The 24,688-nt window shown below is 58.5% G+C and carries 18 protein-coding genes and 1 tRNA gene; 8 read left to right on the top strand and 11 right to left on the bottom strand.

Going from position 1 to position 24,688, the window contains the following annotated elements; translation table 11 throughout:
* Positions 1-2: 2 nt before the first annotated feature.
* The 8 genes from OGM67_08130 to OGM67_08095 all read left to right on the top strand — a co-directional run bounded on the left by OGM67_08130 (position 3) and on the right by OGM67_08095 (position 12,873).
* Entirely contained in the window at positions 3-1,742 is a 1,740-nt protein-coding gene (locus OGM67_08130) for a family 43 glycosylhydrolase (GenBank protein ID UYJ33563.1), read from the top strand.
* Between the two features lie 26 nt (positions 1,743-1,768).
* Entirely contained in the window at positions 1,769-4,048 is a 2,280-nt protein-coding gene (locus OGM67_08125) for a DUF4982 domain-containing protein (GenBank protein ID UYJ33562.1), read from the top strand.
* Positions 4,049-4,059: 11 nt separating this feature from the next.
* Complete coding sequence (locus OGM67_08120) at positions 4,060-6,642, top strand: glycoside hydrolase family 78 protein (GenBank protein ID UYJ33561.1); 2,583 nt, start codon at positions 4,060-4,062, stop codon at positions 6,640-6,642.
* A complete protein-coding gene (locus tag OGM67_08115) occupies positions 6,632-7,717 on the top strand; it encodes a family 43 glycosylhydrolase (GenBank protein UYJ33560.1) in 1,086 nt (361 codons plus the stop codon). The genes OGM67_08120 and OGM67_08115 overlap by 11 nt, the downstream gene beginning before the upstream one ends.
* Positions 7,718-8,774: 1,057 nt before the next feature.
* Positions 8,775-9,908: a helicase RepA family protein gene (locus tag OGM67_08110; GenBank protein ID UYJ33559.1), complete on the top strand. Its 1,134-nt coding sequence runs from the start codon at positions 8,775-8,777 to the stop codon at positions 9,906-9,908.
* Positions 9,909-10,063: 155 nt separating this feature from the next.
* Positions 10,064-11,263: a site-specific integrase gene (locus OGM67_08105; GenBank protein UYJ33558.1), complete on the top strand. Its 1,200-nt coding sequence runs from the start codon at positions 10,064-10,066 to the stop codon at positions 11,261-11,263.
* A gap of 162 nt (positions 11,264-11,425) precedes the next feature.
* Positions 11,426-12,601 carry a site-specific integrase gene (locus tag OGM67_08100; protein UYJ33557.1) on the top strand — a complete coding sequence of 392 codons (1,176 nt, stop codon included), beginning with the start codon at positions 11,426-11,428 and terminating at the stop codon, positions 12,599-12,601.
* Positions 12,598-12,873 (top strand): hypothetical protein, encoded by a 276-nt coding sequence (locus OGM67_08095; GenBank protein ID UYJ33556.1) that lies wholly within the window; start codon positions 12,598-12,600, stop codon positions 12,871-12,873. The genes OGM67_08100 and OGM67_08095 overlap by 4 nt, the downstream gene beginning before the upstream one ends.
* A gap of 227 nt (positions 12,874-13,100) precedes the next feature.
* Here OGM67_08095 and OGM67_08090 read toward each other — a convergent pair.
* From OGM67_08090 to OGM67_08040, 11 genes are all read right to left on the bottom strand, one after another.
* A tRNA-Arg gene (locus OGM67_08090) sits at positions 13,101-13,177 on the bottom strand.
* A 568-nt stretch (positions 13,178-13,745) separates the two neighbouring features.
* Positions 13,746-14,345 (bottom strand): ATP-binding protein, encoded by a 600-nt coding sequence (locus tag OGM67_08085; protein ID UYJ33555.1) that lies wholly within the window; start codon positions 14,343-14,345, stop codon positions 13,746-13,748.
* Positions 14,346-14,620: 275 nt separating this feature from the next.
* Positions 14,621-15,682: a glycosyltransferase gene (locus tag OGM67_08080; protein UYJ33554.1), complete on the bottom strand. Its 1,062-nt coding sequence runs from the start codon at positions 15,680-15,682 to the stop codon at positions 14,621-14,623.
* Positions 15,679-16,902, bottom strand: coding sequence for a glycosyltransferase family 4 protein (locus OGM67_08075; GenBank protein ID UYJ33553.1), 1,224 nt, complete (start codon positions 16,900-16,902; stop codon positions 15,679-15,681). The genes OGM67_08080 and OGM67_08075 overlap by 4 nt, the downstream gene beginning before the upstream one ends.
* Before the next feature lie 146 nt (positions 16,903-17,048).
* Complete coding sequence (locus tag OGM67_08070; protein UYJ33552.1) at positions 17,049-18,029, bottom strand: glycosyltransferase; 981 nt, start codon at positions 18,027-18,029, stop codon at positions 17,049-17,051.
* On the bottom strand, positions 18,030-19,046 hold the full coding sequence (locus tag OGM67_08065) for a glycosyltransferase (GenBank protein ID UYJ33551.1): 1,017 nt from the start codon (positions 19,044-19,046) through the stop codon (positions 18,030-18,032).
* Positions 19,047-19,066: 20 nt separating this feature from the next.
* A complete protein-coding gene (locus tag OGM67_08060) occupies positions 19,067-20,083 on the bottom strand; it encodes a glycosyltransferase (protein UYJ33550.1) in 1,017 nt (338 codons plus the stop codon).
* The gene (locus tag OGM67_08055) at positions 20,080-21,345 is read right to left on the bottom strand and encodes a glycosyltransferase family 4 protein (GenBank protein ID UYJ33549.1); all 1,266 of its coding nucleotides are present in this window, start codon (positions 21,343-21,345) and stop codon (positions 20,080-20,082) included. Before OGM67_08055 ends, OGM67_08060 begins: the two co-directional genes overlap by 4 nt.
* The gene (locus OGM67_08050) at positions 21,346-22,566 is read right to left on the bottom strand and encodes a hypothetical protein (GenBank protein ID UYJ33548.1); all 1,221 of its coding nucleotides are present in this window, start codon (positions 22,564-22,566) and stop codon (positions 21,346-21,348) included.
* Positions 22,566-23,555: a glycosyltransferase gene (locus OGM67_08045; protein ID UYJ33547.1), complete on the bottom strand. Its 990-nt coding sequence runs from the start codon at positions 23,553-23,555 to the stop codon at positions 22,566-22,568. Before OGM67_08045 ends, OGM67_08050 begins: the two co-directional genes overlap by 1 nt.
* The gene (locus OGM67_08040; GenBank protein ID UYJ33546.1) at positions 23,552-24,673 is read right to left on the bottom strand and encodes a glycosyltransferase; all 1,122 of its coding nucleotides are present in this window, start codon (positions 24,671-24,673) and stop codon (positions 23,552-23,554) included. Before OGM67_08040 ends, OGM67_08045 begins: the two co-directional genes overlap by 4 nt.
* Positions 24,674-24,688: the final 15 nt, after the last annotated feature.

The raw sequence follows: 24,688 nt of genomic DNA, 5'->3' as shown, positions 1-24,688 counted from the left end.
AAATGATGGATTATTATTGTAACCCACTGAATCTGGAATACAAATACCAGCACTACGGCAAGGCTGCGCACCGGGAAGTTGCCGACCCGACGCTGATTCTCTTTAAGGGAACGTATTATCTGTTTGCCTCCATGTCGGCGGGGTTTTACTACTCCAAGGATTTGCTGCACTGGAGCTGGCACGAAAACCGCAATCTGGAGCTGTACCACTACGCGCCGGATGTACGCCAGGCAGGGGAATGGTTGATTTTCTGTGCCTCTGACCGCCACCACAGCACGATATGGCGCACAAAAGACCCCTTCGCCGACACCTATGAGAAGGTCAGTGAGCCGTTTGCCTTCTGGGACCCGGATACCTTTGTGGACGATGACGGGCGGGTGTATTTCTACTGGGGCTGCGACAGCGGCCGCCCGATTTACGGCATTGAGCTGGACAGCAAAACCTTTTTGGCGATTGGCGAAAAGAAAGCGCTGATTTTCGGCCAGCCGCAGGAGCACGGCTTTGAACGGCAGGATTTCCCGGGCCGGGAGGCGGAAAAACCGACCCTTGCCATGCGGATGCTCTACAAATTGATGGAGCTATCCGGCCGCGGCAAGGACGCACCGTTTATTGAAGGCGCGTTCATGAGCAAAATCAACGGCAAATACTATCTGCAGTATGCCGCCCCGGCTACAGAGGTTCCCACCTACGGAAACGGTGTGTATATCGGCGAAAACCCGATGGGGCCGTTTGTCTACCAGCAGCACAACCCCATGTCCTCCAAGCCGGGAGGATTCATCACCGGTGCGGGGCACGGCAGCACGATTCAGGACGCCTACGGCAACTGGTGGCACGCAGCGTCAATGCGCATTTCGGTAAATGCCAGCTTTGAGCGCCGCGTGGGGCTTTTCCCGGCTGGTGTGGACGAGGACGGGATTCTCTACTGCAACCAGAACTATGCCGACTGGCCGTTGCAGCTTCCGCAGGGCAAATTTGACCCGATGAACTTGCGCCCGGCATGGATGCTGCTGAGCTACAAAAAGACCGGCACGGCATCCTCCGCCACGGCGGGGCATGGTGTAGAGCTGGCCCTGAATGAGGATATCCGCAGCTGCTGGTGCGCCGAGGGTTGCAAGGGCGAATGGTACAAGCTGGATCTGGGCGGCACCTACACGGTATGCGCGGTGCAGATTGACTTTGCTGATGTGGATGTGCCGGTCCTCAAAAAGCCAAGGGCGGAGCGTTCCGACCTTCAAACCAGCAACCGCTATATTGACTCCGGCCGCAATTTGCGCACCCGCTGGCTGCTGGAAGGCAGCACGGACGGAAACGAGTGGTTCGTATTGCAGGACAAGCGCCGCGCTGACAGCGATTTGGCACACGACTGCCTGTATTTTGAAGCTGGCGTGCGGGTGCGGTACCTACGCCTGACGGCGGAAGAACTGCCCTACCATGAGAAATTTGCCCTCAGCGGTCTGCGTGTTTTTGGCCTGCCGCATGGCAAAGCGCCCGCAGCGGTGGAAACCGTCACCACCGCCCGGATGGATGCCACTACAGCACAGCTCTCATGGCCGCGGGCGGATTATGCCGTCGGCTACAATGTCCGTTACGGCATCGCGCCGGATAAGCTGTATGCAAGCTATCTGGTATACGAGACGCCCGGCGTTGTGCTGACGATGCTCAACAAGGACCAGACCTACTACTTTGCCGTGGATAGCTTTGGCGAGGGCGGCATTACCGAGGGCACGCCCCAAAGGCTGTAACCCGCTGATGAGAAAGGAATAGTACGATGAAACGAGTTTCTTTTAACGATAACTGGCGCTGCAACGGCAAGGCTGTGACCTTGCCGCACGATGCAATGATTCAACAACCGCGCGGCCCAAAGGCGGCCTGCGGCAGTGCGGGGGCGTTTTTCCCGGACGGTAGCTTTACCTATGAAAAAACCTTCCCGCGGCCTGCGGCGGAGCACGTGCTTTTACAGTTTGAGGGCGTGTATAAGGACGCCAAGGTCTACATCAACGGCAAGCTAGCGGGCGGTGCGGCCTACGGCTACATTCCGTTCTTTGTGGAGGCTGACGCCTTTTTGCAGGACGGCGAAAACACCCTGCGTGTGGAATGTGCCGTACAGCACCCGGATTCCCGCTGGTATTCCGGCGCGGGCATCTACCGCCCGGTCTGGCTCTGGACCGGCCCCAAGGACGGCATTGTGCCCGAGAGCGTGCGTGTCAGCACGGTGAGCATTGCCCCGACCGTCATCCGGGTGCAAAGCGACGCGCCGGTTCATTTTGATGCAGCCGGGGTGCAGGGCGAGGGCACGGACTTTACGCTTACCATCCCCAATGCCAAGCTGTGGAGCGAGGGCGCACCGAACCTCTACACTGCAAAAATCACCAACGGCAGCGATGAGGCCGCGCTGACCTTTGGCATCCGCAAGGTGGAATGGTCGGCCAAGGGGCTGTTCATCAATGGGCAGGAAACGCTGCTGCGCGGCGGCTGCCTCCACCATGACAGCGGGATTCTGGGCGCGGCCACCTATGACGAGAGCGAACTCCGCCGCGTGAAAAAGCTGAAGGAGGCCGGGTTCAACGCCATCCGCTGCGCGCACAATCCCTGCTCCCGCGCCATGCTGGAGGCGTGCGACAAGCTCGGCGTCTATTTGATGGACGAGACGTGGGATATGTGGTACAACCACAAAACTGTACATGACTACGCCGGTTCTTGGAAGGAAAACTATATGGCAGATCTGCAGGCCATGGTCAGCCGGGACTTCAATCACCCCAGTGTGATTCTGTATTCCATCGGCAACGAGGTTTCCGAGCCCGCCAAGCCAGCGGGCGTGCAGGCCGCCAAGGAGATGGTGGACTATCTGCACAGTCTTGATGCAAACCGCGCTGTGACCGGCGGCATGAACCTGATGATTCTTACCCGCAGCGCCAACGGCAAGGGCGTCTACAAGGAAGAGGGCGGGCTGGAAAAATCCGATGACGGCAAAATGCAGGGAATGTCCAGCACGATGTTCAACCTGATTACCTCGGTGGTCGGCCCCGGTATGAACAGGGGTGCCAACGGCAAAAAGGCCGATAGCATTACTACCCCGGTGCTGGATGCGCTGGACATTGCGGGCTACAACTACGCCTCCGGCCGCTACCCGCTCGAGGGCAAGGCCCACCCCAACCGCGTGGTGGTGGGCAGTGAGACCTTCCCGCAGGACATTGCCAAAAACTGGGCAATGGTCAAGCAGTACCCCTATCTGGTCGGCGATTTTATGTGGACGGCGTGGGACTACCTCGGCGAGGTCGGCATTGGCGCATGGGCCTACACGCCGGACGGCAAGGGCTTTGACAAGCCGTATCCGTGGCTGCTGGCCGATGTGGGCGCGTTTGACATTCTGGGCAACCCGAACGGCGAGGCGTTCCACGCGGCGGCTGTTTGGGGCAAGCTGGACAACCCGGCCATCTGCGTGCAACCCATCAACCACGATACAAAACCGGCCAAGGCAACATGGCGCGGCACAAATGCCCTGCCCAGCTGGAGCTGGTCCGGCTGCAACGGCAAAAAAGCCGTGGTGGAGGTCTACTTTGACGCCGCCAGCGTGGAGCTGTTCCTGAACGGGAAATCCATCGCCAAGGCGCGCACAAAGGGGTGCAAGGCAGTTTTCAAGGTAAAGTATGCGCCGGGCACGCTGGCGGCGGCGGCCTACGGCCCGGATGGACGCGAGCTTGGCCGCAGTGAGCTGCACAGCGCCGAAGCCCCGCTGCAAATTGCGGTACAGCCCGAAAAAGTCACGGCACACGCCGGTGAGCTTGTCTATGTCCCGGTACAGTTGACCGGCACCAACGGCGTGACGGAGTCGAACACCGACCGCAAACTGACTGTGACCGTAGCGGGCGGCGAGCTGTTGGCCTTTGGTTCGGCCAACCCCCGCACCGAGGAGCAGTACCACACCGGCAGCTTTACGACCTATTACGGTGCGGCGCTGGCCATCGTCCGGGCAGGCGACAGCGGCACGCTGACCGTGACCGCAACGGACGGTGAACATACCGGTAAAGCAGAAATTACGATTCAATGAGGAAATGCCCGATGAAAGCTACACATTTGCAGGTGGAATACCTGACCGCCCCGCTGGGGCTGGGCAACGCGCAGCCACGCTTTTTCTGGCACTGCACAGGCGGCGTCACCCAGACCGCCTATCAGCTGGTGGTGCGGCGGGGTGAGGAAACCCTCTGGGATAGCGGCCGGGTGGAGTCCGGCCATATGACGCAGATTGCATACGGCGGCAAGCCGCTGTGCAGCCGCGATATTCTGGATTGGAGCGTGCGCCTGTGGGACGAATACGGCACACCCGGTGAGGAAACCACTGCCCGCTTTGAAATGGGGCTGCTGAGCCCGGAGAACTGGCAGGCCAAGTGGATTAGCGGCAATTACAAGCCGGAGAAAAACCGGCGCTACCCGGTGGATTGCTTTCAAAAGAAATTCGCGCTGCACGGTGAAATTGTGAAAGCGCGGCTCTATGCAACCGCCCGCGGCGTCTACGATGTGACTATCAACGGCCACCGGGTCGAGGACTTTATCCTTGCCCCCGGCGCAACCGATTACCGCAAGCGGATACAGGTGCAGGCCTACGATGCGACGCCGCTTTTGCAGGCTGAGAACACGGTGGAGTTGCGCCTCGGGGACGGTTGGTACCGCGGCAGTGTGGCGGCCTACGGCGTGACGAACGTCTACGGCCGGCAGACCAGCGTGCTGGCGCAGCTGGAGGTAGTATTTGCAGACGGCCACACCCAGACCATCGTCACTGATGCAGACTGGTGTTGGAGCAATGACGGCCCCCTGCGCTTTGCCGATTTGAAGGACGGCGAGCTGTTTGACGCCCGCCGCCAACCCAGCTATGCCGGTACGGCGCTGGAGGTGTCCGCACCGGAACACGTTGCCTTGCTGCCCGCCGATAACGTGCCTGTTACTGAGCAGGAACGGTTCACCCCGGTGCTGTGCATCGCACAGGATGGGGCAAAAATCCTCGATTTCGGACAGAATATCGCCGGGTATCTGGCATTTACCGTGCAGGGCAAGCCCGGCCAGCGGCTGCGCCTTGTCTGCGGCGAGCTGCTGGACGAAAGCGGCCATGTGAACCTGCAGCCCATCCAGGAGACAAAGCCCGCGGACAAATGGACGCAGCTGGGTCTTGTGAAAAAGCTGATGACCGGCAAGGTCAGCGGCGAAACCGCGCTGACCCCGATGCAGGAGATTGACTTTATCTGCTCCGGCGTGAGGGACTGCTACAAGAGCAGCTTTACCGTGTTCGGCTTCCGCTATGTGCAGGTTGAGGGACTCGACGAGGTGAACCCGGCTGATTTCACGGCGATTGCAGTCTATTCCGCCATGGAGCAGACCGGGGATTTCCACTGCTCGGACGAGTGCGTGAACCAGCTGCTGCGCAACACGCGGTGGAGTATGAAAAGCAACTTTCTGGATGTGCCCACCGACTGCCCCACGCGGGAGCGCCTGGGCTGGACCGGCGATGCGCAGATTTTCTTTGACACCGGCGCTTACCTGATGAACACCGCGCCTTTCTTTGCCAAATGGCTGCGCGATATGCAGGACGCACAGTATGAAAACGGCCTGCTTCCGGCAGTGCTGCCCTACAACGGCGTCGAGATGATGTACAAGAGCACCGGCGAGTCAGTCGGTTGGGCGGATGCCGTATATCTGGTGCCGTACCGCTATTATAAGCGGTATGGCGATGTGGAAATCCTGCGCCGCTGCTGGCCGATGATGAAGCGCTACGCCGCGTATCTGCTGGGTCATCTGGGGCAAAGCGACAAAAAAGCCGCCAAGGCGAACCCCTACAACGCGTACACCTACGAGAAGGGGATGCACCTTGGCGAATGGCTGGAGCCGAAGGAATTCAACGAGGCAATTTCGGCAGGAAGCCGCCCCAAGCATACCGAGGAAGCCACGGCCTACTTCCACCTGACGATGACCACGATGGCGGAAATCGCCGATATACTGGGCGAAACGGACGATGCCGCCCTGTGGCGCACCTACGTGGAAGGCTCGCAGAAGGCCTACCGCCAGTTTGCCGAGTTGGACACCGACCGTCAGGCAAAGCTGGTCCGGCCGCTGGCGCTGGGCCTGCTGGACGGCGCGGAGAAAAGCAAAGCACAGCAGCGCCTGAAGCAGGCAGCGGAAAACTACCAGTACCGGGTCAGCACCGGTTTTCTGTCCACACCGTTCCTGCTGCCAATGCTGACCGAGTCCGGGTATGCGGATACCGCATACAAAATGCTGCTGAACCCGGAGCGCCCCGGCTGGCTGTATGAAGTGGCACAGGGCGCAACCACCGTCTGGGAAAACTGGGAAGGGTCTGCCAGTCGCAACCACTATTCTCCCGGCGCGGTCTGTCAGTGGCTGTTTGACACGGTGGCCGGTATCCGCGTGGCGGCCGAAAACCGCTTTGTGTTGGCCCCGGTTCCGGGCGATGGGCTGACCTTTGCACAGGCGGAATATGCCAGCCCCTATGGCAAAGTGACCAGCCGCTGGGAAAAAACAGAAACCGGCACAAAATTCAGCTTCTGTGTGCCGTGCAATACAACGGCGGAGATCCGCCTGCCGGACGGAAGCGTAAAACAGGTACAAGCAGGAGAGTATGCGTATGAAGTATAACAGCATCCGCCCGGGCCAGCTCTGGCTGGACACAGACGGCAAGCCAATTCAGGCACATGGATTTTCGGTATTTTACAATCCCGCCGACCAACGGTATTATTGGTACGGCGAGAATAAAGAGCACACGGTGGGCGGTGCCGCCAACAAGGTGTGGCACTGGGGCGTGCGGTGCTATGTTTCTGCCGATCTGTACAACTGGCAGGACAAGGGGCTGATTATCCCGCCGCAGCCCGATGATTTGCAAAGCCCGCTGCACCCCACCTACTGCATGGATCGCCCGCATATTCTCTACTGCAAAAAGACCGGCAAGTATGTGGCGTGGCTGAAAATTATGTGCGGCGCGACCAGCCAGTTTATGTCGGTGCTGCAGGCCGATGCCTTTACCGGTCCCTATGAGTTTGTGCACAAGGTGTACAAGCCCTTGGATATGGACACCGGTGACTTTGCGCTGGCCGTGGACGAAACCACCGATAAAGCGTATTTTATCTTTGACCGCCCGCATTTTGAGGTTGTGACGGCCACGCTCTCCGATACGTACACCGAGGTGACCGGCGAATTTTCGGAACATTACACCGGCCTGTGCCCGCCGTTCTCCCGCGAGGCACCGACCTACTTTACCCGCGGCGGCAAGCACTACCTGATTACCAGCGGCACCAGCGGCTACTACCCGAACCCCAGCCGGGTGTGCACTTTTACGGATTGGCATGGTACGTATACCGATTTGGGCAACCCCTGCATCGGCGATACCGATGGCACCAGCTTTTACGGGCAGTTCACCTGCGTGCTGCGCCTGCCCGGCACGGACAGATATATTGCAATGGCGGACCGCTGGAAGCCAAAGCCCAACCAGATGAAATTCGGGCGGCGGTATCTCAAGCTGGTGGAAAAGGCCATGTCCGGTGACCGACACGCAGATTTGCGGATTCCCGACCGCAGCATCCGCCCCGCGGGCACACTGTCCGGCAAGCCGATGACCCATATGGAAAACACGAGCATCGCCCGCTATGTCTGGCTGCCCATTGAGTGGGAGGGCGATAAGCCCACCATCCGCTGGCAGGAGGAGTGGAAAATCTGAGGGAAGTATGCTTTTAATGTAGGGTGCTATCAATCACGAGGAGAACAAATTCTCGGACTTATCTTGGAAGAAGTAATTGGGGACGCGAACTGTAACGCAAGCATAGCGTTTGGATATCCACAACGCATTTTTGGGGTGAACCCCAACCCCCCGCAGTTGAAAAATGTTACGATTTTCTCAATTATAGCCACTTTCCATTGACAGGCTGGTGAACTCTGTGTTATCCTGAATTTGCAGAGAATCTCTGCACAGCACCTTTACAACTGAATACACAGCATAACAGGTACTTTACTCTCCCGGTGGGGCGCACAGCATGGTCACGGCAGACCATAACCCACGACTGGGGAGAGGGCATAATGATACTCCTGCTGCCCCACGCGTCAGATGGGGTGACGGCGTTTGGATTGGAATCAGTAAGATCCTTACAAGGTCAGTGAACGGTCGCTGCCAGCGGCTTGCCTGTTGTGTTCCCATGTCTGGGGGCGAGCGGCAAATTAGACATTTTTCTTCAGCATTTATTTTGATGTACGCGGTTTCTTTTATTATTTACATAACCGCGTGATTGACGCTATTACGCGCATTATTTGATTTTTGTTGAATTCACATCAAGATTTGCGGGGAAAGTGTACCCCCACGCCCGGATAAAACAGAGAAAATATAGAAAGAGCCCGGAGGGCCTTACCAAATCGGTAAGGTTCTCCGGGCTCTTTTTTCTCCCCGGAAGGTGTGTTCAAAACGGTTATACGAAGCAACAAAAAGGAGATGAGCAAATGGCAAAAAGAAGTGTTCATTATGCCCGCGGACCTCCAGAGTGAATCAGAACTGATTCACTCTCTTGAATCAAAACCGAAAAAGTGAATCAAACCTGATTCACTCGCATACCACGCCCAAACGCGCCCTGTGTGGGGCTGATGTCCAGCATCGGACACAGCGCGAAGCTGCCCGCAAAGCCGCTATTTGGCGCGTCTATGGGGCTGTGGGACGGCGCGAGCCGTACAACTTAACACTAGAGAGTAAAACTTACTACACGCAAAATTACGATACTATGAGATAATAGATGTATACCAAACAAGAAAGGATGATGCAAATGACTTTTACGAAACTTCCGAAAGCAATCACTGCAGAAGAACTGCTCTCTACACCGCTACCGCCCGTAAAGTGGATTGTTCCCGGCCTGCTCCCGGCTGGTCTTGCTTTATTTGCTGGCCCCAGCAAAGCGGGCAAAAGCTGGCTGACATTGTGGCTTTGCCTGCAGGTCGCACAGGGTAAGCCTGTGTGGGGTCGGGAAATTGAACCGCGCACCGTGCTGTATTTGTCGTTGGAGGATACCTTCAACCGCCTGCAAGACCGTTTGTTCCGGCTTGTGGGCAGCGAGGATACACCGGAAAAGCTGATTCTGCAGACCGAATGCCAGAGTATCGGACAAGGCTTGGAGGAACAAATTACCAGCTTTCTTTACAACCATTCGGATACCGGGCTGGTAGTCATTGATACCTTGCAGAAAGTCCGTTCCTGCGATCAAAGTGGCAGTATGTACGCCAGTGACTACAAGGATGTAAGCACGCTGAAATCCCTGGCAGATAAGTACGGCATCTGCATTCTGTTGATTCATCATCTGCGTAAGCAGGCAGCATCTGACCCATTCGACCAGATTTCCGGTTCCAATGGTCTGATGGGCGCAGCGGACACCACATGGGTCATGCAGCGCAAGCGAACGAGCAAGAATGCTGACATTATCCTGACCGGGCGTGATTTGGACAGGCGAACGCTGTATCTGCATGAGGAAAACTGCATCTGGCTGTTGGACGAGGAAGAAACCGCCGAGGAGCAGCGGCTGAAGGCCGTGCCGGAATACCTTTGGAAAGTTGCGGAGTACGTCGGGCAAGCCGGAAAGTGGCAGGGGACTGCAACGGAACTGCTCTCAGCTGTTGGTATTTCCGAAGTCAAACCCAATCAATTCACCCGAAAAATGGCAGAGTATGCGAATGAGCTTTTTACTCCACGCGGTATCAAATACAAGTATACCAGAACTGAGCAAAAACGCCTGTTTGAGTTCTGTCATGACGATGATGACGGTGCTGACGATGATATCGACATAACGCAATTATCCGGCTGGGATATCTCAAAAACACCGTCATCATCGTCATCATCGTCATTCGGCAAGCCTTGGAGCAGAAAATATGGGGCATAACCCCATAGTGAACATCCAATTCAACTGAAATATTGACGTATATGCGTTAATCGCGATGATCGTAAAGAATGGCGCTGTTTCGCAAAACCGAAAAAGAAAAATGACGATGAAAATTTGAAATGACGATGTGCATTTTACAATCGCAAGGAGGTATAATGGCTTACATTAAGAAAAAATCCGAACGAAAATTCAAAATCACCGTCTGCAACGGCTATAAGGTCAATGGGCAGAAACGCATGAAAGCGCAGACCATCGCTGTGCCATCATCTGTGCCAAAGCGCGGCATTCAGCAGTATGTCATGGCTGAAGCGGAGCGCATCGAGAAGAAGTTCAAGTATGGCGTAGAAGAAAGCGACCAGACCCACTTTGAACAGTACGCGGAAAACTGGCTCAAGCGGCAGGAACCGTTCTTTAAGGCTACCACCTACGCAGGGTACAAACGCAATCTGGATATTGTTTACCCGCTGATTGGCGGTATTCCGCTTGCAAAACTGTTGCCCATGACGCTTGAAGAAATGTGCGAGGAACTGCGCAAGCGCCCGGGGCGTGGTGGAAATTGCATCAAGGAAACCACGGTGCAGAAATATCTCGAAACGGTTTCTTCGGTGCTGGAAGATGCCAAGAAAAATGACATCATTCCATTCAATCCGGCGCACCGTGTCCGCAAGAAGCATTTTGAGAATGAAGTGCAGCATATTCCGCAGAAATATGAAATGGGTAAACTGATGCGGGCAATTCAGAACGAACCGATTCTGTATCGGGCGTACTACACACTGGCAATCACGACCGGATTGCGGCGTGGGGAACTGTGTGCTCTGCAATGGAGGGACATAACCGGTGCTTGTGAACTGACCGTCCGCCGTTCCCGCAGCTGCGCATCCGGGCAGATTGTTGAGAGCGACACCAAGAGCCATCGGGAACGGATCGTAACGATTCCCATAGGAATATGGGAACTTCTGATGGCGCTGCGACAGCAGCAGGTGCTGCATAGCGGTGTTCCGGATAGAGAACAGTCAATTTTTACTGACCCCGACGGTCATGTACCGCACCTGGATACTTTTACACGGCATCTGCGCAAGCTGTATAAAAAGTGCGGGTTGCCAGAGGAATACCATCTGCATACGCTACGGCATTTCTACGCAACCTATCTGCTGCAGGAAGGCACCAGCAAACAGGTGACGGCATCCCTGCTGGGTCATGCGGATACGGCATTCTTGGAACGCACCTACTGCCACCCGCAGGACGTGGCGAAACAGCAGGCCGCAAACTTGATGCAAGATTTGCTGAACAGCCAAAATCCGTGCTATGTTGCATTTATGAAAAATAAGAATAGAAAAGCCAAGAAAGCAGGTTAAATAAGCAGGCGGCACCGTCAGAGATGGCGGTGCCGTTTTTGTCAGTAATAGGTAGAATTTTGGGTGAAAGATTGTTGGGTGTGGTGATAGCTTTCTGTCGCAGTTGTCGGTATGCTTTGTAGTACCGCAGGTCAAAAAATAACACTAAGGAGCGTGCAAAACATGGCGTCTATTAGAAAACGCGGCAGTAACAGCTATTTGATTGTGGTATCCCGTGGGTATGATTATGAGGGCAACAGGCTGAAATCCGTGCAGAAAACGGTCAAGCCACCCAAAGAGTATACTCCGAAACAAGCCGAGAAATGGGTAAAGGAACAGGCAATCCTATTTGAACGCGAGGTTCAGCATACGCCTGAACCCATCAACCGCAGCATCACACTGGCAAAGTACATTGAACACTGGGTAACTGATGTGGGACCGAAGAAACTGGCAGGTTCTACATTCCGACGCGATGAACAGGACATCCGCAGGATTTTACCAGCACTGGGCAACTACAAGTTGACCGATTTGCGTAAAGAGGTTATCCGTGATTTTTACGAAGAAATGCGGCACACACCGCGTCTGGATGGCAGAGGAAATCTATCCGAGAAGTCGGTCGAAGGCTTACACAACACGCTGTGCGGCATCCTGTCGGCGGCTGTGGACGAGGGATACCTGACACATAATCCCGCGTGGCGGTGCTACAAGCCGAAAGGAAAGAAAAAAGAACGTCCCGTGGCTGATGAGGAAACTGTCAAGAAGTTGATTACAGCGTTTGAAGGTCAGAGTATGAAATACGAAACCTATTTTAAGTTGGTACTGGCAACAGGCTTGCGGCGCGGTGAAGCCTGTGGGTTGAAGTGGAGCGACATTAACTGGAAAAAACGTACAATCCATATCCAGCGCGGGGTGGTAAAGCTGAGCCACGAGGAGTCCATTACCAAAGACCCGAAAACAGCCAGCGGTGACAGAATGGTATATCTGAGCAAGGAAATGTGCCAGCTATTGAAAGCGTGGCGTAAAGAGTGCGAGTGGGATAGAGCGCAGACAGCAAATGAAACTGTGGATGAGGATGACTACTTATTCCGCCAGCCTAACGGCAAGCCGATGAATCCCAGCACCTTTACATTCCGATTCAAGAAAATTCTCAAACAAAATGGCTTACCGACGGACTTGAATCTGCACAGCCTGCGTCACACCAACGCCAGCCTGCTGATTGCGCAGGGCGTGGATGTGCGCACGGTGGCTAGTCTATTGGGTCATGCACAGGCGAGTACAACGCTGGATATTTACGCCCACGCATTTGACAAGAACAAACGCGAGGCACAGCAAAAACTCGGAAAGGCGATTGGATTATGACGAGAAAAATCAAGCTGACCCGCGCGAACAAAAGCATTCTGCTGAAAGCGCTTGCTCCTTATTATTACCGTGAAAGGGCGCTTAGGCATAGCACACAAGAAGTTGGAAAACTAATACTGAAAATCAATCCTCTCCCAGCCGATAAAAAAGCCACTTTTTCCACAGAAGAAATTCGCCTTATGCGAACCACCATAAATCGACTGAGGAACGAACGGCTATCAAAAGGGCTGTACACAGACGCAACCGATGATATGCTGCTGAAGCTGATTTAAAGCGGAAATAGAGTAAACAAAAAATCACCTTGCAAACTACATTGCAAGGTGATTTTTTGGTGCGCCTGAAGGGATTCGCCAAGCCGCGCCCTAGAAACGCCCCACCGGGGGCGTTTCTGCCCCGCGGGACGTAAAGCGCGGGGCACGGGCTGTTCGAATCCCTTCTTTTACTGCCCCATAAAATCCGTGCAAAACAAAAAGAGCAGCACCCCATAAGGTACTGCTCTTGGTGCGCCTGAAGGGATTCGAACCCCCGGCACCTGGCGTCGGAGGCCAGTGCTCTATCCAGCTGAGCTACAGACGCAGATGTATGAAAAATCGCTTTTCAGCGGTTCTCAACATATGAAATTATAGGGAAAAATCGGTCAGATTCCAATAGTGGTCAATTCGTGGTCTGACTACCGTTGACCACCGCAGTTTGAACGCTGCAAACAACGATACATCGCACAAAAGCAGCAATAAAATATGCTCTGTCGCAGTTGTCGGAGCCGAACGCTCTATCCAGCTGAGCTACGATCGCTTATATATGAAAAACGCCGTTACAGCGTATTTCAATCTTGTAAAGTAGTCAATTTCCAATAGTGGTCAATTCGTGGTCTGACTACCGTTGACCACCGCGTTTTTGCAGATGCAAATTACGCTGTATCGAGCAAAAACGAGCCTAAAACCTGCGATGTCGCAGTTGTCGGAGCCGAACGCTCCTATCAGCTGCCCTATGTCAACGCAGGCTGTTTGCTACAGCTTTTATAGTATAGCAAATTTCAAAGCAAAATGCAAATGTTTCTTTGGGTTTTGTGCAGAATTTTTTGCAAATGGCGGGGCTGCCAGCGCAAAAATAAAGCGGCATCCGTGCATGAGGGATGCCGCCTGAATCACTTTTCTGCGTTGCTTTGCAGAATTTGTACGCAGTCTTGCATGGATGCCTCAAATTCTGTATCATTGTTATTCTTAAAGAATATCAGATTGTCCTTGTGCTGCGGGTCGGCCAGATTTTCCGGCAAAGAGAAATTGCAGCGGCTGATGTACTCATCCCAGTGCGCAAGCTTCCAAGTGTCGCGGTCGGAGTTGCGTTCGATCATGCGCTGATGCACGACATCAGGAGAGGTCTCGACCCAAATCACGGCCAGAGTCGCGCCCTTTTCAGCCAGTTTAGCCTTGAGGTCTGCGATAAAGGCGTTGTCGCGCACCTCCTTGGTGAAGGGGGCATTGACCAGAACAAGGTCGTTATAATCCAATGCCTCCAGCGCAAGGGCCAAAATGCAGTCGTACTCATAATCGCGGATATTCTTCTCAAAAAAGGCGCTGCTGCGGTCGTAGGGCTGCCCGGCGACCTTGAAGATCTGTTTGGACAGCACGATCAGGGTGTCCTTATCCAGATAGACGATATTGTGCAGCTGCTTTGCCAGCGCCTTGGCAACATAGGTCTTGCCGCAGGCGGGAGGCGAGGTCACGAGAATGAGTTTTTTGTTCATACAAATCCTTCCCCCATGCGTAAACATCTTGTACTTTGTGAACCATCGTCATTGTAGGACAAAAAATTAACAATGTCAATACGCGAATCTGCAGAATGAACAAAATGAGCAAACTGCACCAAGAAAACGGCGGATTTGTGTTATGTGGTAAGCAAAGCACATGGACTATTGTGCATCACATGGGAAAATGATGTATACGAAACGCGGCGTGCGGACAGCAAAAAAGGAGCCGCGGTGTCTATGCTGCGGCTCCGGTATTTCATATTTGTTTTTTCTTAATCCCGGCGCAGCCTGCCGCCCAGCAGGTAGTAGCCGGCCCAGTCCAGCTTGCCGAACATTGGCGAGCCGGTCCGCTTGGCCTCAGCCAAGGTAAAGATCAGGCGCACGCTGCGCCAACGGCAGGGCAGATAATAGGCGCTGTAGCACCGTTCGATCCGCATGCGCTCCAGCAGGGCGTGCAGCCAGGGGCTGCGCAGCGCGGCAATGGCCTTGTCACGGCGTACAGCGGCGCGCTTGGCCGGGTCGCGGCGCAAAATATCCGCCACGCCCTCGGCGTAGACGGTAAGCTCGGCGCGGTGCAGGGGGCGCATATCCTCCTGCGGGCAGTGGGCGTTGCAGCAGGCCTTATTCAGCTTGGCAAAATGCTCCGGCCAAATTTTGCAATAGTCGGCATGGTACCGGGTTGAGAGGGTACCGCCGCGGCTGCAATCGTAAAAGGTCAGCGGCGCGGTCAGGACAGTGTAGGTGAACGCCGGCTCCCGGCTGCCGAGCAGGGCAATATAATCCAATACAAATTGTAAATCTTCGCCAAGAGTATACTGTGTGTCAAACGGAACCTGCTGGGCATATTCAGTGCGGTAGAGCTTGTTCCACGGCATAGCCAGCAGGCAGTCCAGCCAAAGGCGCGCAAGACCGGTCTGCGGGCGGCTCTCAGCTGCGGAGGTAACCGGCGCGGTGTCGGCCTCCTCAGTCGTATACTGCCAGCAGACGAGGGAATGCGGCGCGCGCCGCTGGGCATCGAGCGCTGCCTGCAGGGCACCGGGACGCAGTGCATCATCGGAGTCCAGAAAAACGATATACTCGCTCCCGGCTGCAGCCAGACCGGCATTGCGCGCGCCGGAAACACCGCGGTCCTCCTGATGGATGACCGTGACGCGGGAATCCCGCGCGGCCCAGACATCGCACATTTTTCCGCTGTCGTCGGGGCTGCCGTCATCGACCAGAATACAGGCGATCGGCTCCTCCGTCTGTTGGGAGACGATGCTCTCCACGCAGCGGTCAAGGGTGGCCATGGCCTTGTAGACCGGCACGATAACGGTGATGGTCGGCTTGCTCACAGGGTACCTCCGGTTTCGATCATATCGTGCGCGATGCGCACAAATTCTGCGTAGTAATGCTCGGTGGAGAACTCTATCCCGCGCAGGGCTCCTGCCGCGCCCATCTCGGCGCAGAGGGCCGGATGCTCATACAGCATGCGGATGCTCCAGGCAAGCTGATCGGCTACGGTGTCACCGCGCTCCACAAGCACGGCCTGACTGCCCTGCAGATACTCGGGCATGCCGCCGCTGCGGGTGGCCAGCACGGGGCGCCCGCAGGCCATTGCCTCGACCGCGACAAGCCCGGCCGCCTCCTCCACCAGTGTGGGCACACAGCAGAGATCCGCCAGCCGGTAGTAATCGGGCAGATCCTCGTTGGGAATGTAGCCGGTAAACTGTACGCGGCTGCCAAGGCTTTTGGCCTGCTGTTCCAACCGGCGCTGGAAGGGACTTTGCTGGGTGCGTGCAAAGAAGGGGCTGCCTACGATCAGCAGCTTGATCTGCGGGATCGGCAACGCGGCAATGGCCTCCATCAGCTTATGGATGCCCTTGTCAGGGTCGAGCCGCCCGCAGTACAGTACGATGAAGTCCGCATCGGTAAAGCCGAGCTGTGACCGCAGCGCTTTGGAAGCGGGGCCGGGGCAGAAACGGCTGGTGTCGATGCAGTTATGCAGAATGTAGGCCCGCTGCGGGTCAAGGGTGCTGGTTTTCAGGTAATCCTCGCGGATAAACTCGCTCAGCGCCAGCACGCCGCCGTAGATGTCGTCCATCACGGGGGTACAGCCGGTCTGGCCGTGCAGATGCGCCAAGCACCGCCTGCGGCCGAACATCCGGCTGATGGCGCTGCATTGGGTCAGGTTGCCGCCCTCGGCCACGATCAGGTCAGGCGGGGGCAGCTCCAGCGCAAGCGAAAGTTGGACCTTCTGATACCATGGGTCATAGGGGGCCGCAATACCCATGCAGCGCTCGACAAAGACCATCGGCCAATACCGGCGGTGCCCGCTGGGGCGGGGGACATAGAGCATTTTGGTATGCTGCCAGCCCTCGGCAGCGCGGCGGGCGGCATCATCGGGGACACTGGCGCAGAGCAGCTCCAGCAGGCCCTGCTTTTCATTCTCGCGGATCAGATGGGTCAGCAGGGTCTCGACCGCGCCGCCCTGCACGGCAGGGACCGGCAGGTCCGGCGGCGGCACCAGCAGCACGCGGGGGCGTTTTTCTTTGTCGGGCTTTCGTATCGCCAAGGTCGGCTCCTTAGAAGGTGGATTTTGAACAAAAATACCGCCGCGCATGTAGGGGCCGGGCATGCCCGGCCCCGCGGCTTCACATCAGAGGGCACTTTTGGGTAGGCTGCGGGCCGGACATGTCCGGCCCCTACAGAGCAATGGACTTATTTGATTGGGCACAAGCTCTGCGCGCTCATCATGGCCCAGCGGGCAGCGCTGAGCTTTTCGGTCATCTTCATGTTACGGCAGTTCGGCAGGTAGCTGATCAGCCCCTGCATCAGGAACTGCTCCTTGCTGATCGCCTTGACCAGCTCGGGGGTGGGGTTCTGCCGGACCTTGGCGCAGAGGAAGAGATACCGCCGCCAGCAGGCCGCGTAGGCGGCATCAATAACAGTGCGGTCGGCGTGGTTCTCGACATAGAAGCGGTAGCGGTCGGCAAGGCCGTCCACGGCGTCAAAGGCCTCCGGGCGGATATTGGTGCGGCAGATGCTGCCGTTGCGCAGCCGGTAATGGTAGAGCGGCTTGTCGACGCAGACGACCTTGTCGCAGCGCCAGAACAGGCGGTGGGCCACAAAGTCGTCCTCATGCAGGCGGCCTTCGGGGTAGTGCAGCAGCTTCCAAACCTCGGCGCGGTACATCTTATTCCACGCAACGGTGTAGACCGTGCCGTAGGGGGTGTAAAACTCATTCAGCAGGTCCTTGCCGCAGAATACGCCCTCCTGCGTGGGGCGGGTGAAGTAAGCCGGGTCGCAGCTTTTGCCATTCTCCTGCACATCCTCGACCGAGCAGAGCGCCATATAGGCATCGTGGCGCTCGCAGGCATCGTACAGCGTCTGTAAAAAGCCGGGCAGAACCACATCGTCTGAGTCGATGAAGGAATAATAACGGCCCTTGGCGGCGTCAATGCCGGCATTGCGTGCGGCTGAAAGGCCCTGATTCTCCTGATGGATGACCCGGACGCGGGCATCGCGGGCGGCGTAGCGGTCGCAGAGGTCGGCGCAGCCATCGGTCGAGCCGTCATCGATCAGCAACACCTCAACAGGCACATTGATCTTCTGGTCAAGGATGCTCTCAATGCACTCCTCCAGATACGGCTTGGTATTGTAAATCGGCACGATCACACTGATCGCAATATGTTCCATCATTTATTTCCCCTTCCTCTTGTGCAGGCGGCCCCAGGCCGCTGCGGCGCCGTAGGTCAGCGTGGGGCTGGCACAGAACGCCGCCGCCCGCAGCTTTTCGCCCAGCGGCAGGTGGCGGCTGGACAGAATATCCGGTAAAATGGCGTCCAGATGTTTTTTGTGCGCCATGAATTTCGGCTTCAGCTCCGGCAGGTTGCCGGCTGCATCGCTCTGGCACCAGAACTGGTAGAAGATCCGCCAGTACCGCACCACAGCCCATTCGTAGTATTCCTCGCGCCCCGGCCGGGCCGAGAAGTATTGCAGCCATTCCCAGTACATCCGCAGATCATCGGTCTTGCGCGGCGGGAAACCGGCTGTGGTGATCTGCCCGGCGCGGGTGCGGTAGTGATACAGCACATCGGTCAGGCAGTTGCAGCGCTCCCCCTCAAAGACACGGTGCAGTACGCTGGCATCATCGCCAAAAAGCATCGTCTCATCGTAGTGAATGCCCTTTTCCCGGAAAAGCCGTGCATCAAACAGCTTATTCCAGCTTAAGGGCCCGTAAAAGCTGCCGGTCTGGAAGGCCTCCAGCAAAAGCTCCTGCGCATCGCGCACGCCAGGCTGGCGGATCGTGACACTGCGCCCCTCAATCCGGCGGCCCTCGGCGTCAATGCAGTCTGCGGCACAGGCGGCCAGCCGCACGCCGGGCTGCTGCACGGCGTTGTACAGCGTCTCAAACATCGCAGGCTCGATGAGGTCATCGGAGTCCACAATGCCGATGTAATCACCGCAGGCATTGTCCAGCCCGGTGTTGCGGGCGTGGGCAGGGCCGCCGTTGGGCTGGTGGAATACACGGATGCGGGCATCCTGCCGGGCCAGCGCATCGCAGACCTCGGCAGAGCCATCGTGGCTGCCGTCATCCACCAGCAGCAGCTCAAAATCGGTGAAGGTCTGGGCCAGAATACTTTCCACCGCCGGGCGCAGGTAGGGCCCGGTGTTGTAGACGGTGGAGATTATGCTGATTTTGGGATGGTCAGACATAGATACTTCCTTATATCATACTAGCTGCGTTGCCCCTGCAAAAGGGGCTGCTTTGCAATCGTGTACGCCGCCAACAAGCCCGGCCACTGCAGGGCGACACCTGCGCGGTACGGCAGGGCCAGCAGCCTGTGCGGGTCATGCTGCAGCCGCTCCCGCAGGGCGGCGCGAGCATCGGGGTCAGCCAAAATCTCGGCAAAAAGAGCGCGGCGGACGGCATACGGCAGATCTCCCCGGCAGCCGGTCAGCAGACCGTACTGATTCAGGCAGGCGCGCAGCCGGCTGGTGCGCTCATACGGGGCCGGGTCCATGCCGTTGGCGCGCAGCAGCTCGGCCAGCGCCGGGCGGGTGATGCACTCGGCATCCAGCAAATCGCCGCGCAGCCGGCGCGAAAGACTGCCGGCCTGCGTATCATACTGCTTATAGTATACACCATGCAGGCAATAAATGGCAGGGGTATTCTGTAAAAATTGTATGTTAAATAAAACATCCTCGTTGATCTTCAGCTGCGGCGAGAAGCGCAGCGCCCCGACGGACGACCGACGGAACAGCTTGGGATAAGGTGCGGCCAGCAGCCCCGTGTCAAACAGCAGGGGGGCGAGCGCACTGCCCAGCGCCTGCAGGTCGGGATAGGCTCCTTCGGCCAGAAAATCGGCAGGGGTCACAGTCGTGCCGCTCTCCCGCGTCAGACCGAACAGGATCATGTCCGCCTCGGTGGAAAGTGCCGCAAGCGCGGCCCAAAGTCCCGGCAGCAGGACATCATCGGCATCGAGAAAAAGCACCCAATCGCCGCGCGCGGCATCCAGCCCGGTGTTGCGCGCCGCACCCGCGCCGCCGTTTGGGCGGTGCAGCGCACGGACGCGCGGATCCTCAGCGGCAAGCGTGTCGCAAAGGGGGCCGGTATCGTCGGGGCTGCCATCGTCCACCAGCAGCAGCTCCAGCCCGGCGGGGGCATCGGCCAATGCGCTTGCTGCGGCGCGGCGCAGCGTGGCTGCGGCCTTGTAGCAGGGAATGATGACAGAAATGTTGCGTATGCTCACGGCTGTTCCTCTTGCAGAATCGTCTTGTAAATTTGTTCCAGCTCCCCGGCGTTGCGGGCGGCGTCATGGGTTTGCAGGGCCCGTGCGCGGGCGGCCCGGCCCAGTGCCATGCCGCCGTCAGCGCTCTGCAAAATGCGCAGCACGGCATCGGCAAGGGCCTTATCATCCAGCGCATCGCCGTAGAGCAGCCCCTCGCGGCCGTTTTCCAGCATTGAGGGGATACCGCCCACGGCGGCGGCTACGCAGGGGAGACCCAGCAGCATGGCCTCCCCCAGACTGTTGGGGCTGTTTTCACAGCAGGAGGGCAACAGAAAAACATCGGCCTCCAAATATGCCTGACGCATTGCGGCGGCGTCCAGCGGGCCGGTATAGCGGATGTGCCCCGCAATGCCAAGATCGGCGGCAAGCTGCTTACAATAGCGCTTGTAGGGGAACATCCGGTCAATGACGGGGCGCAGCAGCGGGCCCTTGTCAAGCGGCGGCCAGCCTGCGATGACAAGCTGTGCATCGCCGTAAGCTGCCAGCACGGCGGGCAGTGCCCGCAGGGCAGTGTGCAGGTTTTTCAGTGGGTAGTTGCCCTGCGGCAAAAACAGCACCGGCGCCGCGCCGAACTCCCGCGCATGCCAGGGGGTCCCCGTGTAAAACAGGGGGCGCAGCGTTTCATTGCAGGCGAAATACCGGGCGGCGGGGGCCAGAGCGGCGCAGGCGCTGCGGTCAAAGGCCGTGCGGCCGGTCACATAGCGGGCCTGTGCCAGAAGTGCGGCCTCCTTGGCAGCCAGTGCGTCAAAGCTTGCCTGCATCGTGTCAAGCAGCTCGCCGGGAACGATCCTGTCAAGGGTATGCCACAGCGCGCCGGAGCGGCGGTAGGCGGCGGGGACGCCATCGCACAGATGCGCGGCGCAGTCCCGCATGACGCCCTGTATGCTGAACAGCACAGGCAGACCGGCGGCCTTGGCAGCCTCGGCCATGGCGGCGGCCGCGTCATACTCGGTGCCCCAGATGTGGACAAGATCGGGCCGCAGCTGCTGCAGCAGCGGGGCAAAGGCGGCGGTGCCGGTCACAATACGGTAGTCCACGCCGTCCGCGCGGCCGGTTGCCTCTGCCTTGCCGACACACAGCACGGTCAGATGCAGCGCCGGGTGCGCCTGCAGCGCGGCAAGCTGCCCGGTCAGCCAGCTGCCGCTCACATCGCTGGCACCGGCCAGCCCGCAGGCGGCCGCCGCCTGCGGCAGCGTGGTTTTGACAAGCCAGAGGATCTGCATTTATATCCACCTCAAAAATTCATTTGCAACATACTCCGGTGTAAATTCCGGGTAGAGTGCGGCAACCTCGGCAAAGGGCAGGCGGCGGCCGCAGACCTCGTGCAGCCAGCGGCCAAGCGCTGACGCAGCGGCGGGGGTCGCGCCGTCCTCAGCGTGCAGCACCAGCGCCAGCGGGTAGCGCGCCAGATAGGGCAGCGCCGGGTCAGCCTTGCTCACGGCCAGATGCAGCACCGGCTTGCCGGTGCCAAAATAGCCGAACAGCTTGCTCGGCAGCTGGTTGTCGCAGGCATTGCCAAGGCTCACCAGCACATCGGCGCGGTCCTCCAGCGCGGCAGCGTCCTCGGGCGGCAGCAGACCGGGGCGCACAAAATTTGCACCCATCGCCGCAGCGGCCTTGTCGGCATCGGCGGCAAAGCGCTCCCACCCGCCGCCCGCCATCGTCAGCGTTACGGCGCTGTCGTGCAGCGCGCTGAACAGCGCCAGCGCAAAGCCGGGCTCGCGCAGTGCCGGGTAGAGACTGCCGCAAAAAACACACTGTACCGTGTCATGCCCGCCGCTGAAGGTTGTGCGCGGCAGCAGTGCCGGGAAGCCCAGCGGATGCACCTTGCCGCGGCGGGAGGCCAGCGGTGCGCCGTCCGCATAGTCCGGGACGGCCTGCGGCGTGATAAAGCTGCCGTCCAGCGCGTCAAGAAGCTGCCCCTCCCGTGCATAGCCGCCCGGGGCCGTGTAATCACGGTTTGCAGCATAGGGGTCAAGCTGCCAGAGAAATTTCTTTCCGCCGATGGCCGCTGTCTCCAGCGCAAAGGCGGCGCGGTAAGGCGCACAGACCGCACAGACCGCGTCAAAGTGAAATTCCGCGTCCAGGCGTTCGATCTCGCGGCGGCTGTCCACCGTGCGACGGGGGGCCTTCAGCACAAGCTGGCGGAAGGCTGCCGCCACCGCTGCCGGGTGGGCGCACAGGCGCGCCAGCCGCACAGCCACCGGGGTGCCGCCTTTACGGCCGTTTTCAAGGGCCTCGTTCATCAGGCGCTCATCGGCAAAGGCGAGCAGATGCTGCACGGCGCCCTGCGGCGGGGCGGGCGGGGTGTGCAGGCCGTCCCACAGTGTCAAAATATGTACGGTGTGGTCCCGCGCCAACAGCTGCTCCGCCAGGCGGAGGCCCATCAGGGCGTTGGCGCTGGCGGCGTTCTCCACACGGTCCAAAACAAGTAAAATGCGCATTATTGTCGGTCCTTCAAGAAAGTTCGGCAGGCCCACCGCCACAGCCGCGGCATATGCAGCGTCAAAAACGCCGAGAGCCTTATGCTGCGCGGCAGCTGCGGATTGCGCCCCAGCTGGGGGTCGTGCGCGCCCGCCCGGATGGCGACCTGCAGCTCATACAGCTGCACGCGGTAGGCATCGGCGTTGGCGCGCCGCAGGATCATGCTAGCCAGATAGACGAGCTTTTCGTAGTAAAAGGCGTTCACGCTCTCCTGCAGGGCAGCAGGGGCGGTGGCGCGTATCTCCGCCGCCGCGCGGCGCTGGTCATCAATGCTCTGGGGCGGCAGGGCGCGGTGGCTGGCACTGTCGGCGTGCTGGCGGTAGTGGTAGCCCGTAAAATCGCAGAAGGCGCACCCCGGCGCGGCCAGAAATGCCCGCCAGTTTGCAAGCAAATCCTCATTGTAGGCAAGGCCGTTGTCCAGCATATCCTCGCGCAGAAGATCGGCAGCGTAGAGCTTGTTCCACAGGCCGTAGTCCACCGCATGGTCGTGCAGCAGCGCGTCCAGATGGGCCGGGCCGCGCAGGATGCGGCAGTTTTCCGGCGCGGCGGCATCGGCGGGCGGCGTGTCGGCAAAGGTGTCATAGCGGCAGCAGGCCAGCGGCAGACCGCTGTTGGTCACGGCGGCGTACAGCGTGTCCAGCAGGTCGGGGTGGTACAGATCATCTGCATCGCAGAAGGAGAACCACCGCGCACCCAGCGCGCGCCCCTGCCGCAGGCCGGCCGTGCGTGCGGCACATACACCGCTGTTGGGCTGATGCAGCGCCACAAACCGCTGGTCCCCGGCTGCGATGGCATCGCAGAGCGCAGGGGAGCCGTCTGTGGAACCATCGTCCACCAAAATACACCGGAAACCGTCAAATTTCTGCGCGGCAATCGCATCGGTGCAGGCGGTCAGATAGGCTGCTGCATTATAGACCGGCACAATGACCGCGATCTCACAGGGCTTCATTTTGTCACCTCGGCATAGCGGCGCAGGTAAAATTCCTGCAGCACCGCAGCGCTTGTGTGGATATCGTACCCGGCGCGGACGGCTTTCTCCCGTGCCTGTGGGTCACGGCGGAAGGAGGCCGCCGCGATCGCATCCGCCCAGGCACCGGTATCCTGCAGCGGCAGGAACCGCACCCGGTCGGTGAAAGCTGCACCGGGGTCCACCGTGTCCGAGACAAAGCAGGGCAGACCGGCGGTCTGGGCCTCGACCAGCACTACAGGCAGCCCCTCAAACAGGCTGGGCAGCATAAAAGCGTCCATCGCATCGTAAAAGCTCTGGATATTGCTGCGCACCCCGGCAAAGATCACGCTGTCACCAAGGGCAAGCTCCTGCGCAAGCGCCTGCATTTTTTCGATATAGGCAGGCTCGCCGCCGCCCAGCAGCACCAGCCGCGCCTTAGGCAGACGGGCGCGCACGGCGGCAAAGATCTTCAGCAGGCCGGGGTGGTTTTTCTGGGCGGAAAACCGCCCCACATGGCCGAACAGGAGCTCCTGATCGGTCACGCCCAGTTCCCCGCGCAGCAGGGCGCGGCGCTGGGGGTCGCGGGCAGCAAACCGCGCTGTGTCGATGCCGTTCGGCACGACCGTAAAGGGCTTGCTGCCGTACAGCATCTGCCCGGCTTTTTCGCTGCAGGCAAAGCGGTCGGTAAGCCCGGCGCTGAAAAAGCTGCTCATAAACCGGTCCAGCCGGCCGACAAGGTTCGGCTCATAGGCGGTGTTGTGGCTGTGGCCGCACCGCACGGGGATGCCCGCCCGCCTTGCCACAGGGTTGTAAAACATGCCGAAGCCGCTGTAATGGCCGTGGATGATGCGCCACTCCGGGTGGGCGGCAAACAGGCGGTGCAGCTCGCGCAGATAGCGGGGGAGGTTATTGTCCTGCCGGACAGTCAGCTTATAGATGCGCCCGCCCAGCGCACGGATCTCATCATCGAAAAAGCACGGTTTATCGTAATGATATAAAAAATCGAACTGCACCTGCTCACGGTCGAGGGTGCGGTAGACATTCATGACAAAGGTTTCCATGCCGCCTGCGTCCATGGCGGGCATGATCTGTAAAACACGGATGGGCTCAGCGTTCACGGGCAGTGCCTCCCA

It is taken from the genome of Oscillospiraceae bacterium (assembly GCA_025757985.1).
GTDB lineage: Bacteria > Bacillota > Clostridia > Oscillospirales > Ruminococcaceae > Gemmiger.
The sequence above is the reverse complement of the archived record's forward strand: the minus strand, read 5'-3'. Positions and strand labels throughout refer to the sequence as shown.